The sequence below is a fragment of the Sphingomonas sp. FG14 genome (assembly GCF_057809675.1).
This window is the reverse complement of the sequence record NZ_JBMDKK010000028.1, coordinates 1-14,822: the sequence shown is the minus strand read 5'-3', so window position 1 is coordinate 14,822 and position 14,822 is coordinate 1. Positions and strand designations below refer to the sequence as shown.

The 14,822-nt window shown below is 65.2% G+C and carries 17 protein-coding genes and 1 pseudogene; 10 read left to right on the top strand and 8 right to left on the bottom strand.

The genetic code is table 11. The features are described from left to right. Nucleotides 1-10 precede the first annotated feature (10 nt). From ACODTA_RS28655 to copC, 3 genes are read right to left on the bottom strand one after another with little or no spacing between them, the layout of a single operon-like run. Complete coding sequence (locus tag ACODTA_RS28655) at nucleotides 11-685, bottom strand: class I SAM-dependent methyltransferase (RefSeq protein ID WP_017501308.1); 675 nt, start codon at nucleotides 683-685, stop codon at nucleotides 11-13. Nucleotides 686-721: 36 nt separating this feature from the next. Further along, nucleotides 722-1,666: a copper homeostasis membrane protein CopD gene (copD, locus tag ACODTA_RS28650; protein WP_007406374.1), complete on the bottom strand. Its 945-nt coding sequence runs from the start codon at nucleotides 1,664-1,666 to the stop codon at nucleotides 722-724. 4 nt (nucleotides 1,667-1,670) lie between these two features. After that, entirely contained in the window at nucleotides 1,671-2,048 is a 378-nt protein-coding gene (copC, locus tag ACODTA_RS28645; protein ID WP_007406420.1) for a copper homeostasis periplasmic binding protein CopC, read from the bottom strand. Between the two features lie 132 nt (nucleotides 2,049-2,180). Between copC and ACODTA_RS28640 the strand changes: the two genes are divergently transcribed. The 9 genes from ACODTA_RS28640 to ACODTA_RS28600 all read left to right on the top strand — a co-directional run bounded on the left by ACODTA_RS28640 (nucleotide 2,181) and on the right by ACODTA_RS28600 (nucleotide 9,893). Then, a complete protein-coding gene (locus tag ACODTA_RS28640; RefSeq protein WP_007406394.1) occupies nucleotides 2,181-2,453 on the top strand; it encodes a hypothetical protein in 273 nt (90 codons plus the stop codon). Continuing rightward, nucleotides 2,453-2,890 (top strand): periplasmic heavy metal sensor, encoded by a 438-nt coding sequence (locus ACODTA_RS28635; RefSeq protein ID WP_025550099.1) that lies wholly within the window; start codon nucleotides 2,453-2,455, stop codon nucleotides 2,888-2,890. Before ACODTA_RS28640 ends, ACODTA_RS28635 begins: the two co-directional genes overlap by 1 nt. Beyond that, complete coding sequence (locus ACODTA_RS28630; RefSeq protein WP_046765847.1) at nucleotides 2,887-3,453, top strand: RNA polymerase sigma factor; 567 nt, start codon at nucleotides 2,887-2,889, stop codon at nucleotides 3,451-3,453. Before ACODTA_RS28635 ends, ACODTA_RS28630 begins: the two co-directional genes overlap by 4 nt. Before the next feature lie 66 nt (nucleotides 3,454-3,519). After that, nucleotides 3,520-5,448 (top strand): copper resistance system multicopper oxidase, encoded by a 1,929-nt coding sequence (locus tag ACODTA_RS28625; protein ID WP_021238864.1) that lies wholly within the window; start codon nucleotides 3,520-3,522, stop codon nucleotides 5,446-5,448. After that, on the top strand, nucleotides 5,445-6,632 hold the full coding sequence (locus tag ACODTA_RS28620; RefSeq protein ID WP_066701153.1) for a copper resistance protein B: 1,188 nt from the start codon (nucleotides 5,445-5,447) through the stop codon (nucleotides 6,630-6,632). The genes ACODTA_RS28625 and ACODTA_RS28620 overlap by 4 nt, the downstream gene beginning before the upstream one ends. A gap of 90 nt (nucleotides 6,633-6,722) precedes the next feature. Further along, a complete protein-coding gene (locus ACODTA_RS28615; RefSeq protein ID WP_004212732.1) occupies nucleotides 6,723-7,196 on the top strand; it encodes a DUF305 domain-containing protein in 474 nt (157 codons plus the stop codon). Nucleotides 7,197-7,255: 59 nt separating this feature from the next. Continuing rightward, a complete protein-coding gene (locus ACODTA_RS28610) occupies nucleotides 7,256-8,791 on the top strand; it encodes a PAS domain-containing sensor histidine kinase (RefSeq protein ID WP_066701154.1) in 1,536 nt (511 codons plus the stop codon). Further along, a complete protein-coding gene (locus ACODTA_RS28605; RefSeq protein ID WP_013039093.1) occupies nucleotides 8,781-9,404 on the top strand; it encodes a response regulator transcription factor in 624 nt (207 codons plus the stop codon). Before ACODTA_RS28610 ends, ACODTA_RS28605 begins: the two co-directional genes overlap by 11 nt. Before the next feature lie 81 nt (nucleotides 9,405-9,485). Next, complete coding sequence (locus ACODTA_RS28600) at nucleotides 9,486-9,893, top strand: response regulator (protein ID WP_021245219.1); 408 nt, start codon at nucleotides 9,486-9,488, stop codon at nucleotides 9,891-9,893. A gap of 61 nt (nucleotides 9,894-9,954) precedes the next feature. On the opposite strand, the gene corA is transcribed toward ACODTA_RS28600, so the two are convergent. Next, the gene (corA, locus tag ACODTA_RS28595; RefSeq protein ID WP_004212726.1) at nucleotides 9,955-10,923 is read right to left on the bottom strand and encodes a magnesium/cobalt transporter CorA; all 969 of its coding nucleotides are present in this window, start codon (nucleotides 10,921-10,923) and stop codon (nucleotides 9,955-9,957) included. A 449-nt stretch (nucleotides 10,924-11,372) separates the two neighbouring features. Next, nucleotides 11,373-12,203 (bottom strand): SDR family oxidoreductase, encoded by an 831-nt coding sequence (locus tag ACODTA_RS28590; RefSeq protein ID WP_021245217.1) that lies wholly within the window; start codon nucleotides 12,201-12,203, stop codon nucleotides 11,373-11,375. Between the two features lie 69 nt (nucleotides 12,204-12,272). Between ACODTA_RS28590 and ACODTA_RS28585 the strand changes: the two genes are divergently transcribed. Further along, nucleotides 12,273-12,839 (top strand): TetR/AcrR family transcriptional regulator, encoded by a 567-nt coding sequence (locus ACODTA_RS28585; RefSeq protein ID WP_004212724.1) that lies wholly within the window; start codon nucleotides 12,273-12,275, stop codon nucleotides 12,837-12,839. 207 nt (nucleotides 12,840-13,046) lie between these two features. Here ACODTA_RS28585 and ACODTA_RS28580 read toward each other — a convergent pair whose 3' ends face one another. The 3 genes and pseudogenes from ACODTA_RS28580 to ACODTA_RS28570 form a co-directional block, all read right to left on the bottom strand. Continuing rightward, nucleotides 13,047-13,592, bottom strand: a complete 546-nt coding sequence (locus ACODTA_RS28580; protein ID WP_004212723.1) for a PepSY-associated TM helix domain-containing protein — start codon at nucleotides 13,590-13,592, stop codon at nucleotides 13,047-13,049. 116 nt (nucleotides 13,593-13,708) lie between these two features. Continuing rightward, nucleotides 13,709-14,116, bottom strand: coding sequence for a single-stranded DNA-binding protein (locus ACODTA_RS28575; RefSeq protein ID WP_004212722.1), 408 nt, complete (start codon nucleotides 14,114-14,116; stop codon nucleotides 13,709-13,711). A gap of 315 nt (nucleotides 14,117-14,431) precedes the next feature. Then, nucleotides 14,432-14,822, bottom strand: a pseudogene (locus ACODTA_RS28570) (integrase core domain-containing protein); the annotation flags it as partial.

Below are 14,822 nucleotides of genomic sequence, written 5' to 3'. Positions count from 1 at the left end.
CTGGCCGCCATCAGCCAAGGTCATTGGCAACCGTAAGGCCGTGGTCCTGCGCCGGTCGATGCGCCGTAAACAAGTCGATCGCGCCGGTGATGGTCAAAAGCCGAAACGTCTCGGCCACATGCCTGAAGCCGGCCGCCGCGATCAGGCCGGGGAGCACGCCGTCGGCATTGGGCCGGGTATCATCGATGCCATCGAGCCGCTGCACGGTCAGGCGGAAGGCAAGCCGCATGAAACCCTGCTGGCGGCCATAATCGGCGATCACCAGGCGCCCACCCGGGCGCAGCATGGCGAACATGGCGCGCAGGGTTGCCGCCTTCTCCCTGACCGGCATCTGATGCAGCACGAGACTCGACACGACAGCGTCGGCGGTACCCGGGGCCACGTCCCTGGCAAATCCCTGACGCCAGTCGATATCGGCCCGCCGCACAGCGGCCTTGTGCCGCGCGATGTCGAGCGCCTCGGCATCGGGATCGAGACCGATCACCTGCGTCCTGGGCTCGGCTTGCTTGAGCATCAGCGCGAAGCTGCCGGTGCCACAGCCGACGTCGACGACCGTCTCACCGGCTTTGGGCGCCAGGGCGGCGAGCATGGCGGCACGCCACCGCTTCTCCCGCGTCCACAGGCGGATCGCGCGATCATAGTCTTTCGTCGATCCGGTCCCGAGCGGCGGGGTGTAGGATTGCATTGGCTTCTCCCAACGCGAGGCGTCCGAAACGATAAGCTACATCGACATGGGCGGCGATAGTGTCCCCAGCCAGGCGACGAGCCCGAGAATGACGATCGCAAGACCGCCTTCGACGACGAGGCTCGCGCGCAGCAGCGCCTGCGCCCGTGGCGCGTCCTCTTCCTCGATCGCCTGCGCAAGTGCCGGGGTCAGGCGATAACGGTTGAGCGCGGCCAGGCCCAGCATGCCGGCGAACAGCAGCAGCTTGGCGATGAGCAGCAGGCCGTAGGTCGACTGCCCGAGCGAGGCGATGTTGCCCGGACCGACGAGGAACCAGCCGTTCACCGTCCCGGTCAGGATCAGCAGGGCGACGATGATCGTGCCGACGAGGGAGAAGCCCCGCAACGCTTCCTCGGCGAGCGTGACCCGGTCCATGTCTTGAGCGGCGAGATCGTCGGTTGCGAGCCTGGGAAGTACCAGCGCGAGGAATGCGGCAAGCGCGCCGACCCAGGCGCCGGCGGCGAGCAGATGGATGAGATCGGCCCCCAGTTGCAGCCAGCCCGCCTCGCCTTCGCCAGCCGCGCCATGCCCACTCCAGGCGAGGGTCGCGAGTGCGACCGCGCCTGCCAGAGTGGAGGCGATGAAGGCAGGACGGGATTGCCGGCGATAGAAGGGGATGGAGAGCAGAAGAACGAGGAGCGCGACGAGGCGCGCCTTCAGCGCCGTTCCCATGGACGTGCCGTTGAACAGCTCTGCGACCATGGAAAGATCAGGCTGGGTGAGCGGCAGCCCGGTCATGGCCGCTGCCTGCAACGCGAACCCCAGCGCCGACAGCAGGAGGGCGAGACAGGCGAGACCGGCCACCATTGCTACCATCGGCAGATGCCGCTGTACCATCCGGCCGCCGCCGGGCGCATAGAGCGCGAACAGCGGCAGGCCGAACAACAGGCCGAGATCGACGTAGAGCGCCCAGCGGACGGCGACGAGTGCCACGTCGTTCATGGCGTCACTTGACGGTAAAGGCGAGATTGCCCTGGATGCGGTGCGTGTCGGTCGAGACGACGTGCCAGGCGACCTGATAGCTGCCCGCCATGAGCGGCTTGGCGAGCGTCAGCACGAGCGTCTTGTCGCCTTCGACGGACGTCTTGAAGCCGGTTACCGCCATGCGGTGGTTGGGCATGCCGGGCATGCCGGTCATCACGATCTCGGCGCCCGACAGCTTCGGCATCAGACCTTCACTGAAGGTGAGCGTTATACGCGACGGCGCCGGGACGCTGGCGTTGGCGGCGGGCGTCGAGGACACGAGCTTGGGATGGGCGTAGGCCGGAGCCGAAACACTCAGGCCGACGGCGGCGATGGCTGCGAGCGGCGAAAAGAAGCGCATTTGGACATTCTCCTGTCAGTGACATGAGAGAATACGCAGCCGCGACCTGCACCCCTCGCAATTTTCTTTTTGTTCCCGGACAAGGGTTGCCGGACCATCCTGCGTATTGAGAAGTGAAGACGGAGAAACATCATGGACCACCTCGACGACATGCTCAGCCGGTTGCGGGAAGCGCCGCTCGATCCCCGGCTTGCCGGGCTGGACAGCCGCGTCATGGCCGAGATCGCCCGGCTCCAGGCCATGCCCCGCCTGAGCGCCACGACATTCGGTATCGCCGCGGCAGCAGCCTTGTTCCTGGGAATTGCCGGCTCGGCCGTGCCTGTGCGGTCGACCGAAGCCGGGCCGATATCGCCCTTTGACGCGCGGCTCGCGCTCGCTCCTTCGACGCTGCTGAGTTCACAATGATGCGCGACCGCCGGCTCCTGCTCCTCGTCCTGCTGACCTTTGCCGCGGCGATCGCCGGTGTGGTCATCGGCCGCGTCTATGTGGTTCCGGTGCGCCCGGTCGAAAATGAGTTGCACGACCTGCTCCATCGCGATCTGAAGCTGGACACCGCGCAACATAGCCGTCTCGAGACGATCGAGAAGAACTATGCGATCCGGCGACAGGCACTGGAGGCCGAACTGCGCGCCGATAACGCGCGGCTCGCCGAGGCGATCGAGGCGGAGCATGGCTATGGTCCTCGGGTTGCAGGGGCGGTGGATCGCTCGCACCAGGCGATGGGCGCGCTGCAGAAGGAAACACTCGAGCATATCTTCGCGATGCGGGCCGTGCTGCGCCCGGATCAGACGGACAAGTTCGACGACGCCGTGGTGAAAGCGCTGACGGCCAAGTCCAAATGACCGCGTGCCTCCCCGACTGCTCGGACGGGGAGCTCGCGGCTCTGGCGCTTGGAGGCCGGCAAGCGGCCTATGGCGAGCTGGTCCGCCGGCATCAGGGCTGGGTGCACCGCCTCGTGCGCAGCCATGTCGGGAACCGCGACGAAGCGCTCGACGTGACCCAGGCGAGCTTCGTCGCCGCCTTCGCCGCACTCAACCGCTATGACGCTGCGCGACCTTTTCCGGTCTGGATGTCGCGGATCGTCATCAACAAATGCCATGACTGGCGCCGCCGCCGCGCGGTCCGCAACTTCTTCTCCCACGCGCTGGCGCTGGGGGAAGCCGAACATGTCGTCGACGAGGCGCCACTACCCGACCAGGCGATCGGCGCCGAGCAGCAGCTGGCAGAGGCCATGAAAGCGATCGCCGCCCTGCCCGCATCGCTCAAGGACACGCTCGTCTTGCGGACGATCGATGAGAAATCGGAAGCCGAAACCGCCGAGATTCTCGGCATCAGCCAGAAGGCAGTCGAGACCCGCCTCTACCGCGCCCGCGCACGCCTCGCGGAAATGTTGAAGAAAGTTTGAGGGGGATGAGGCCACGCTGCGTATTTCCAATAGGTCCGCCCTCTTTCTTAAAGCTGAGACAACCGAATGATTTCTGCTCTCGACCGCCGCCAGTTCCTCCGCGGCGCGGCCCTCGCCGGCGGCGGCGCCGCCTTGTCAGCCTGGCTGCCGGCCTGGGCGCAGACGATCTCGCCGGGGATGCGACCGACGCTGCCGACCGTGTCGGGCGAAGACATCACGCTCACCATCGCCCGGCAGTCGATGACCATCGACGGGCGCAAGTTCCGGGCAATCGGCCTCAACGGCACGGTCCCCGCCCCGCTGATCCGGCTGCGCGAGGGCCAGCGCGTGCGGCTCAACGTCATCAATCAGCTGGAGGAGGACAGCTCGATCCACTGGCACGGGCTGATCCTGCCGGCCAATATGGACGGTGTGCCGGGCGTGTCTTTTCCGGGCATCAAGCCGGGCTCGAACTACCTCTACCAGTTCTCCGTCGTGCAAAGCGGCACCTACTGGTACCACAGCCATTCAGGCCTGCAGGAACAGGAAGGCCATTACGGCCCGATCATCATCGATCCCGCCGGTGCCGATCCGGTCGCCTATGACCGCGAGCATGTCATCGTGCTCGCCGATCACAGCGCGCTCTCGCCGCAGGCGATCTTCCGGCGCCTCAAGGCCAACCCCGGCCATTTCAATTTCCAGCGCCAGACCCTGGCCGGGCTCCTGTCGGGCAAGGATCAGCCGCTCAAAGACCGGCTCGACTGGGGCCAGATGCGGATGGACCCGGCCGACATCTCCGATGTGACCGGATCCACCTACACCTATCTCGTCAATGGCCATGGTCCGATGGACAACTGGACCGCGCTCTTCACCCCGGGCGAACGGGTGCGGCTGCGGGTCATCAATGCGTCGGCGATGACCACCTTCAACGTCCGCATCCCCGGCCTGCCGCTGACCATCGTCCAGGCCGACGGGCAGAATGTGGTGCCGGTCACCGTCGACGAGTTCCAGATTGGTGTTGCCGAGACCTACGACGTCGTTGTCAGCCCAGGCGATGACAAGGCCTACACCCTTGTCGGCGAGGCGATCGACCGCTCGGGCATGGCGCGTGCCACGCTCGCGCCGAGGGCCGGCATGGCCGGCGAGGTTCCCCCCTTACGCAAACGGCCGCTCGCCGACATGAAGGACATGGGCATGGACATGTCCTCGATGCCGGGCATGGAAGGCATGGACATGTCGGGCGGCGCTATGCGGGGCGTCGATCCGACGGCCGAGAAGAACGCGTCCGCGCGCCTCGCGACCGGCGCGGCGGCAGCGATGGCGACCATGGACAATAGCGCCATGGCAGGCATGGATCATTCGGGGATGGATCATGGATCGATGGCCGGCATGGACCACGGCGCGATGGGCGCCGATGGCCAGATGGCGGGCATGGATCATGGCGGGCACGCGATGGGCTCGATGAAGATGCGCGACTTCTCGAACGCGCCGCAGGTGAAGCGCGACCCGAGCGTCCAGACCATCTCGCCGATGCCCGTAGACCGCACCGGCGAGCCCGGCCAGGGCCTCGCCGACGTCGGCCACAAGGTGCTTGTCTACAGGGACCTGATGGCGCTCGATCGCAATCCGGACGTGCGCGCGCCGAGCCGCAGCATCGACATTCACCTCACCGGCAACATGGAGCGGTTCATGTGGTCGTTCGACGGCGAAAAAATGTCGGACCATCACGAGCCGATCCCCTTCATCGAAGGCGAGCGGGTGCGCGTCAATCTCATCAACGACACGATGATGGGGCATCCGATCCATATTCACGGGCATTTCTTCGAGCTGGTGACGGGGCATGGCGATCATGCGCCGCGCAAGCATACGGTGATCGTCCAGCCCGGCGGCAAGGTGACCTGGGACTTCACCGCCGACGCGGTCGGCGACTGGGCCTTCCACTGTCATCTCCTCTACCACATGCATGCAGGGATGATGCGGGTCGTGAGCGTCCGTCCGAAGGGAGACGCGCAATGACCCGCATCCTCACGCCGCTGGTGAGCGCGATCGCCCTTCTCTCCGCCGCGCCCGCCTTTGCCCAGGATCATTCGATGCACGACATGCCCGGCATGGCGCCGCCGGGCGGGGCGCGGCCGGCGCAGGAGAAAAAGAAGGACAAGGCCGCCGCGCCGCGCCCCAAGCCCGCTACCAGGCCGCGCGCTCAGAAACCAGCGCCGGGCACCATGCCGGCAATGGACCATTCGCAGGACCAGGCCAGTCCTGCGCCACAGGCAGATGCCGCCGGTCAACCGCAACCCGCTGCTCCCGCGATGGCGGAGATGCCGGGCATGGACCACTCCCGGCATCAGGACGGCGCGATGCCGGACATGCCCGGGATGGACCATTCGCAGCATGGCCAGACCGCCATGCCCGGAACCTCCGCCATGCCCGGCATGCAAATGACCGGCACGGCGCTTCCGGCCGGCAATGCGCCCCCGCCGCCTCCCCCCAGCGACCACTTCGCCGATCGTGATTTTCCCGGCGCCGAGATGGCGCGCTCACGCGACATCATGATGAAGGACAGCGGCGGCAACAATTTCGGGCAGGTGCTGCTCAACCTGTTCGAGTATCAGGCGCATAGCGGTCGCGATGGCTATCGCTGGGATGGCGAAGGCTTTTACGGCGGCGATATCAACCGGCTCTGGCTCAAGAGCGAGGGCGAAGGCGAGTTCGGCCGCGGCATCGACAGCGCGGAGGTGCAGGTGCTCTATAGCCGGGCCATCGACCCCTATTTCAATCTTCAGGGCGGTATCCGCCAGGACTTCGGCCGCGGGCCCGACCGCACTTACGCGACGGTCGGCGTCGAGGGCCTGGCTCCCGGCATGTTCGAAGTCGAAGGCGCGCTGTTCCTCTCGACCAAGGGCGATGTTCTGGGCCGGGTCGAGGGCTATTACGACCAGCGCATTACCCAGCGCCTGATCTTGCAGCCGCGCGCCGAGGTCAATTTCGCCGCGCAGGATATTCCGGAGAACGACATCGGTTCGGGGCTGGTCAACATAGAGCTCGGCGCGCGCCTGCGCTATGAGTTCAGCCGCCAGTTCGCACCCTATATCGGCGTCTCTTATCTGCGCAAAGCCGGCGACACGGCGCGGCTGTCGAGGCTTGCCGGCGAGGACGTCCATGCGACCAGCTTCGTCGCCGGCGTTCGCTTCTGGTTTTAGCATCAGGACGGCTGATGGCGGGGGCGAACAGGAGAGCGGGGCGTTACACTCATACCAAGGTCGGCCGGCGCCGAGCGAAGGAGATACGCCATGGACCATTCGTCCCACATGAACACCCGGAAGATGGGCGCCTATTGGAGCCTTGCCGTTCAGACCGTCATCAGCGGCGTCATCATGTATCTGGTGATGTTCGTCATGATCGACGGGCTCGACAGCTTCTACAACAACCTCAACATGCTCTACATGACGCTGATGATGGTCGCGCCGATGGTGGTGCTGATGATCGTCGCCATGCGGCACATGTTCGCGTCGAAAGCCGCCAACATCGCGCTGATCGCCGCGTCGCTGGTCGCCTTCTTCGGCAGCTTTGCGCTCATCCGCACCCAGACCACGATCGGCGACACGGCCTTTCTGCGCTCGATGATCCCGCATCATTCCGGGGCGATCCTGATGTGCCAGGAAGCAAAGCTCAGCGATCCGGAAGTCATCCGGCTTTGCGAAGCGATCAAGCGCTCGCAGCGGCAGGAAATCGACGAGATGAAGGCCATACTCGCGCGGCGCTGAGTGGCACGGTCGGGCTACGCCCGGATCCGTGCGCCCGGCCAGGCCCGTGAGCCGGGACGATGGTCGACACGAGGCGCGGGCCGGACGAGATTGCCAGCGACGTAGCGCGGCTTGCGCCGCTGTTCCTGCGACAGGCTGGCGGCCACGTCCTGACGCTGCTCGATCCTGCCGGGATCGTGCTGAGCTATAATGAAGAAGGCGAGCGTGCCGAATGCTGGCCCCTCGATCGCGTCCTGGGACAGCCCCATGACCTGTTCTACCCGCCCGACGAGATTGCGGCCGGCCGCCCGTGCGCAGACCTGGCGGCCGCCCTTCACGAAGGCACGCTGGAGCGCGAAGCGTGGCGGGTCTGCGAGAACGGCGCGGAATATCTCGCGCGCCTGACGATCAGCGCCCTGTTCGAAGGCGACGCACATCGAGGCTTTGCCTGCATCAGTCGCGATGTCACCGACGAGGCGGCGGTCCGGGCGTCAATCGAGACCCGCGAGCAGCATCTCCAGTCGATCCTGGCGACCGTCCCCGATGCGATGATCATCATCGACGAGACCGGCGCCATCACGTCGTTCAGCGCGGCCGCCCAACGCCTGTTCGGCTATTCGGAAACCGAGCTCGTCGGCCGCAACGTCTCCTGCCTGATGCCCCAGCCCGATCGCGACCGGCACGACGAATATATCGCGCATTATCTCCAGACCGGCGAGCGCCGGATCATCGGCCTCGGCCGCGTCGTGGTCGGCCAGCGCCGCGACGGCTCGACCTTCCCGATGCAGCTGTCGGTTGGCGAGGCCGGTGAAGACGGGCAGCGGTTGTTCACCGGCTTCATCCGGGATCTCACCGCCAAGGAGCAGGATGAGCTCAGGCTCAAGGAACTGCAGGCAGAGCTGGTCCATGTCTCCCGGCTGAGCGCGATGGGCACGATGGCCTCGACCCTCGCGCATGAGCTCAACCAGCCGCTTGCCGCGGTCGCGCTCTATCTCGAGACGATCCGCGACATGCTCGACGAGCGGGACGACGAACCCTTCGTGTCGCTACGGTCGGTGATGGATGATGCGGCACAGGAAACGCTGCGGGCCGGCCATATCGTCCGGCGCCTTCGCGATTTCGTCGCCCGCGGCGAGGTCGACAAGAGCCTCCACGAGCTGCCGCAGGTCATCGCCGAGGCGAGCCAGCTCGCGCTGGTCGACGCCCGCGAGCGCGGCATCCGCAGCTTCTTTGCAGTCGATCCCGCCGCGACGCCGGTCCTCGTCGACAGGGTGCAGATCCAGCAGGTGCTGGTCAACCTGATGCGCAATGCCATCGAGGCGATGGCGGCGTGTCCGGTTCGCGACCTCAAGGTGGCGACCAGGTTGCGCCCTGACGGGCTGATCGAGGTGACCGTGGAGGATACCGGCCCCGGCATCGCCGACGAGGTCCGCGAGCAGCTCTTCACGGCGTTCAACTCGACAAAGGCCGACGGCATGGGCCTCGGCCTTTCGATCTGCCGGACCATCATCGAAGCGCATGGGGGCCGTATCTGGATGGAGCGCCCCGACCGCGGCGGCGCGCGCTTTCATTTTACCTTGATCCATGCGCGGGCGGAGGAGGAACATGGGGGATAGACGCGTCATCCATCTGGTCGACGACGAGGAGAGCATCCGCAAGGCGGCGAGCTTTGCGCTCAAGACCGCGGGCTACGACGTCGTGACCTATGCCTCCGGCGTGGAGTTTCTCAAGGAGGCGAAGTCGGCGGCCGTCGGCTGCGTCATCCTCGACGTGCGCATGCCCGAGATGGACGGTCTCGAGGTTCAGGCCGCCATGGCAGCACGCGGGGTCAACATGCCGGTCATCGTCCTGACCGGCCATGGCGACGTGTCGGTTGCGGTGCAGGCCATGAAAGGCGGCGCGGTCGACTTTCTCGAGAAACCCTTCGAGAAAGCCGCCCTGCTCGGCGCCGTCAGCCGCGCGTTCGCGCGTCTCGACGATGTCGACCTTCGTACCCTGGAAACGTCCGAAGCAGGGGTGCGGGTCGCTGCACTGACGCCCCGGGAGCGGGAAGTGCTCGAAAGGCTGGCCAACGGCCTGCCCAACAAGACGATCGCCTATGACCTGGGCTGTTCATCGCGAACGGTCGAGGTCCATCGCGCGAGCCTGATGGCCAAGCTCGAGGTCCGCAATCTGTCCGAAGCCCTGCGGATCGCCTTTGCCGCGGGCATGGGCCGCAAGCCGAAGTGACTGCGACCTCTACGTAGCGACGGGACGAGGCGCGATATGCGATCGATGGTGCAATCGTCACACGGGTGTCCGCTTCTCGCAATGCCATCGGTCCGTTCCACCCAGCATGATGGCAGATACACCATCCTCGTCTCCGACGACGATCCCGGCGTGCGGCGTGGCCTCCAGCTGCTGCTGAGATCGCGCGGCTATGCCGTGTGGGGATATACGACCGGCCGCGCGCTGTTGGCCGACCCCCGCGCGAAGGAGGCGGACTGCGTCATCCTCGACTATCGCATGCCCGACATCGACGGATTCGCGATGCTGCGTCACCTTCGCGAGATCGGATGGTCGGGACGGGCCATCATGATCTCAGGCTTTCACGACACGCTGCTGGCCTCGCGGGCCGCCGAGGCGGGCTTCGATCACGTTCTCGCAAAGCCGTTGATCGGCAGGGCTTTGCTCGATGCGTTGGACCGGCACCGCGCCGAGACGCTTCGAAAGCATTGAACTGTGGCAACCTGCCCCCGGCGGCCTCAGCCCTGCGCGATGTGGACAGCGGTCAGCGACGTCAAAGCCAGTGGTTGCGTTTGAACCGGATGTAGAGTCCGATGCAGACCGCAGCGATGACGCCGAGGATGACGAAATATCCCCACTGCGTCTTCAGTTCGGGCATATTCTCGAAGTTCATCCCGTAGATCCCGGCAATCGCGGTAGGCACCGCGAGGATCGCGGCCCAGGCGGCGAGCTGACGCGTGATCGCACCCTGGCGCTGCTGTTCGAGCAGGTGACTCGCCTCGAACACCGAGATCAGGATGTCGCGGATGCCGGTGATGGCGCTCTCAACCCGGAGCATGTGATCGAGCAGATCACGGAAATAGGGTTTGGAGGCCTCATCAAGCCGCGGAAGCTGCAGGTTCACCAGCTTGCGACCGACCTCGAGCATGGGTCCGAGCACGCGCTGGAAGCGGACGAGCTCACGCCGCAGCGTGAAAATCCGGGTCACCTCCTCGCGGGTGAGAAAGGCTGCAAGCATGCGCTGCTCCATCTTGAGGACGTCCTCCTCGATCGCCTCGACGATCGGGAAATAGCCATCGACGATGAAGTCCAGAATGGCATGGAGCACATAGTCCGGGCCCTCGCGCAGCAGGTCCGGCGTGATTTCGAGATGCGCGCGAAGCTCGCTGTGCGAGCGTGCCGAACCCTGCCGAACGGTGATGAGGAAATTCTTGCCCAGGAAAATCGCGGTGGAGCCGTAGGCGATATGATCGCCTTCAAGATGTGCCGTCCTGGCGACGATGAACAACTGGTCACCGTAGACGTCGAGCTTGGAAATCTGGTGGCCGTTGCCGGCATCTTCCACGGCAAGCGGGTGAAGGCCGTAATTTCCGGCGATGTCGGCAAGTTCTGTTTCGCTGGGCTGGGAGAGGCCGATCCACACAAAGTCATCCTTGGCGATATGCTCGCACGCCGGATCGATCAGGGTCACCGGCCGCAGCCGTTTGCCCTCGTGATAAAGAAAGGCGGCGACGACGCTCATGGCACTTTCCGGTGCCGCCACCTGCGGCGGCGACCGGAAGCCGTGTGCCTCGCCCATTGAGACGCGTGCACAAGCAGGCGCGCCTCGCCCTTTAACCCCAGTCGCAGGAAGACGAAGGCGGCGCGCAGCAATTCGAGCGAGAGCTTATAGAAGATGCGGCGGAGCGTTGGGTTTCGCAGAAGGCCGCTCCCGTTCATGACGCGCGTGGCTGGGCGGCGCGCTGCCACATCAAGGGCACGCAGACTGCGAAGGTCCGCGCACCCTTGATTGGCGACCGCGAAGGTTTTCCTCTCTTGCGATGGTACCAAGCGATTGCCCGTTTGGCGCTTCGGCAATCGTGTCGGATGGCTATACCTAAGTATCGGATAGCGGCGCTGACGACAGGGGTTGCCGGGCCCCGGTGAGGCGCATCGCACCGCGCGGAGACGAAAGCTGGAAGACGGGAAAGCTCAACTGTCGAAAGCGACCGAGCGCGCGAGCGCTTCCTGGGACTGCAGAAAGGCGAGCCGCGATTGCAGCGCCGCCTGGACAACGCCGAAAGCGTCACCCCCCAGAGTCACGCGCAGCGGCGGATGGTCGCTGGTTGCGACATCGACGATCGCTTGCGCGATCTTTTGCGGGTCGAGCGTGTAGAGCTCGTTTCCGGCGGTCTCGAACATCTTGCGGATATCGCCGGCGGGCGTATCGCGATAGGCGGCGATCTCGCTGGCGAATTGCAGGTTGTGGCTGAAGCTGGTGCGCGCGCCACCCGGCTCGATCAGCGTCACGAACAGGTTGAAGGGTTCAAGCTCCTGGCGGAGGCATTCGCTGAAGCCCTCCAGGCCCCATTTGGCCGCATGATAGAGACTGCTCGTCGGAAGCGAGCCCTGACCGCTGGCGCTGGAGATCTGGATGATCCGGCCGCTCCCGCGCAGGCGCATCGCGGGGACAAAGGCGCGGGTGATGTGGATGGGCGCCATGAGATTGAGCGCGATCTGGCCTTCGACCTCGGCGTCCGACATCTCTTCGGTGGCGCCGATCACGCCGCCGCCGGCGTTGTTGACCAGAATATCGACGGGTCGACGCGCCTGCGCCCGGGCCACGACCGCAGCAATATCGTCCTTGACCGTGACGTCGAGCGCTTCGACGCGCAGCTGGCTCGGATATTTCGCCGCAAGGTCGTCGAGGCTTTCGGGCCTGCGAGCCGTCGCGGTAAGGTCGTCGCCCGCGGCCAGGATCAGTTCGGCCAGATGGCGGCCAATGCCGCTGGACGCGCCCGTGAGAAACCAGTGATTGGACATATGCTGCTCCATATATTACCAACTGGTAGGTAACTTCATATGTGGAATGCGTCAATGCCGGGAGGTGTGATGAAGGAACGAACCAGGCGGAATGCCGCACAGAGCCGCGAGACGCTCCTGGCTGCAGCGACCGAGGAGTTCGCGTCCCATGGGCTGGCGGGCGCGCGGATCGATCGCATTGCGCAGGCGGCGGGTATCAGCAAGCCGATGCTCTACACCTATTTCGGGGACAAGGAGGCGCTCTTCGATGCCGCGCTGACGCAGGAAGTGATGGACGCGGCGCAGGCCGATCGCTTCGATCCCAATGATCTTGAGGGTTATGCGGGGCGCACCTATGACTTGCTGGTCGAGCGCCCGCGCTTGTGGAGGCTGCTGACCTGGCATCATTTGGAGCGTGGCCAGGATGTTCTGATGCTCCCGGCCGGCGAGGTCCTTCTCGGGGAGAAGCTGGACGGGATCGCAGCGGCGCAGGCCGAGGGGCGGATCGTCGCCGACTTCACGCCCATGGACGTCGTCCGGCTTGTCGCCGCCCTCACCCAGCTCTGGTGCATGACCGGAGCCGCACGCGACGCTACCGAGCATGCGGCGCGCAGGGCGACGATCATGCGGGCGGTGGGGCGACTGCTGCGCGTGTGATCGTGCGAGGCGCGCGTTGCCCGCCCGCGCGCCGATCAGGACACAGCAAGCTCCATCGCACCCCGCGACATTACCCGACCGCGAAGATACGGCGGCTCATCTGCTCGCGCTGCCCGTGGACACGGCGGGCCGAGCGACGATCAGAATTGCGCGGCCACAGCCGAACCGGAGTGGATCGGCAAGTGAGCCCGTCGCAGCGCGATGACCTCAGGTCGCAGGCCTTGATGCGCGACGTTTCGTCAGCAGTCGTTTGAGATCCTTCGCAAGGCGATAAAACAGAATGACGATCCCGGTGACCACGATGAGCAACGTCGCCGATGCAGCGACAACGATCAGTGGATGGTTGTAACTGCGCGAGGCGCCAAGGTTCATGATATGGATTTTGTAAAAGAAATCATAGAAGTCCCACAGGTCCGAACGGCGACTGAGCACCTCTCCGGTGAACGGATCCAGATAGAGGCGACTATGCTCCTTGTCGGCGAAGCTGGCGCGCCACAGCGGCCCGCCGACCTGCGCTTCCTCGGGCGCCGTTTCCTGATAGTCGACCGCCTGCAGCCTGCCGGATCCTTTGTAGGACATCAGAGCATAGCGCCGAGCGTCTGCCAGACTGATCTCATCGACATTTTCGCCAGTGTAGGCGTTCCACCAGCTTTCGCTTCCGCCCCGCGCCTTGAGGACCCATATCGGACCGCGCGGCGTATTTTTGAGCGTGGCCTCGTTGAGGTCGGTGTGGCATGCGATCTTCGATCCCATGCGACGGAAAGCGGATAGTGCAGACGCCCCCGCCTGCAAAATCCCTCGCGAGCTATGGCAAATCCGGCTCGCCGCTGGATGCCCCCGCGCGCCACAAGCGCGCGGGGATCCGGGGGTCAGAAGGGCACGTCGTCGTCGAGCTCAGGATCAGGGTCGCCGGCCTCGTCGGACTTCGATTTCGCCCGGCTGAGGAAGTCGATCGTCTCGGCGATGATCTCGGTGCCGTAGCGCTCGACGCCGTCGCCATCGGTCCATTCGCTGTAATGGATGCGGCCGCGCACCAGCAGCTTCATGCCCTTGGTGCAATGCTCCTGCACGGTCTTGCCGAGGCCATTGAACGCGGTGATCCGATGCCATTCGGTGTCCTGGACGCGGTAGCCTTTCTCATCGCGAACGACCTTGCCTTCCGAATAGCGGGGACGCGAGGTCGCCAGGGTGAAGTGGGTGATGCGGGTCCCGCCCTGGGTGGTGCGGCTCTCCGGATCCATGCCGATATTGCCGGCAAGAATGACGATGTTCTGCATGATCAAATCTCCGTTGCTTCCGTCCGAGGGACCGTCCCTCCGACGAGACCCGGCCAAGACCGGCGGGAGACGAGGGCATCGACGCGCAAGCGGCGACCCGACCCACAAGGGCCGGAGTGGTGCGGGCAGGCGCGCGAGCGACAACCCGGTCCGGCACCGCGGGGGTTGCCCCACGGCAACCGTCCGGGCTTAGGGGATCAGTCAGGCGGAGGGCGCTTTCCCTCGGCGCCAGGCAACGGCAGAGCCATGTCGCAACATCGCGATGGGCCGAGCTCAGGACATGGACTGCCCGCAATGACTGGTCCGGTTGTGTAGTTAGTTGATCTGCGCCTCTGATACCAGCCTGGGCGGGAGGCGGAGCGTAGCGGAGCCGAGCGGCCAGGCTGGCATCTTGATCGTCTCCGGGACCGGTGGTCGATATCCGAGACTGCTGTGGGGCCGTGCTCGGTTGTAATGATCGCGCCACCAGCCGGTGACGATCCGCACCTCCTCAAGGCTGTAGAAGATTTCGCCGTTGAGCAGTTCATCTCGCAGACGGGCATTGAAGCTTTCGATATAGCCGTTCTCCCATGGGCTGCCGGGCTCGATATAGAGGGTAATGACGCCAAGCCTGCCGAGTCACTCGCGCACCGCATTAGCGACGAACTCGGGGCCGTAGCACATTGGGAAGCTGCCCCTCGAAGGCAGCATTCGCCTTGATGGAGAC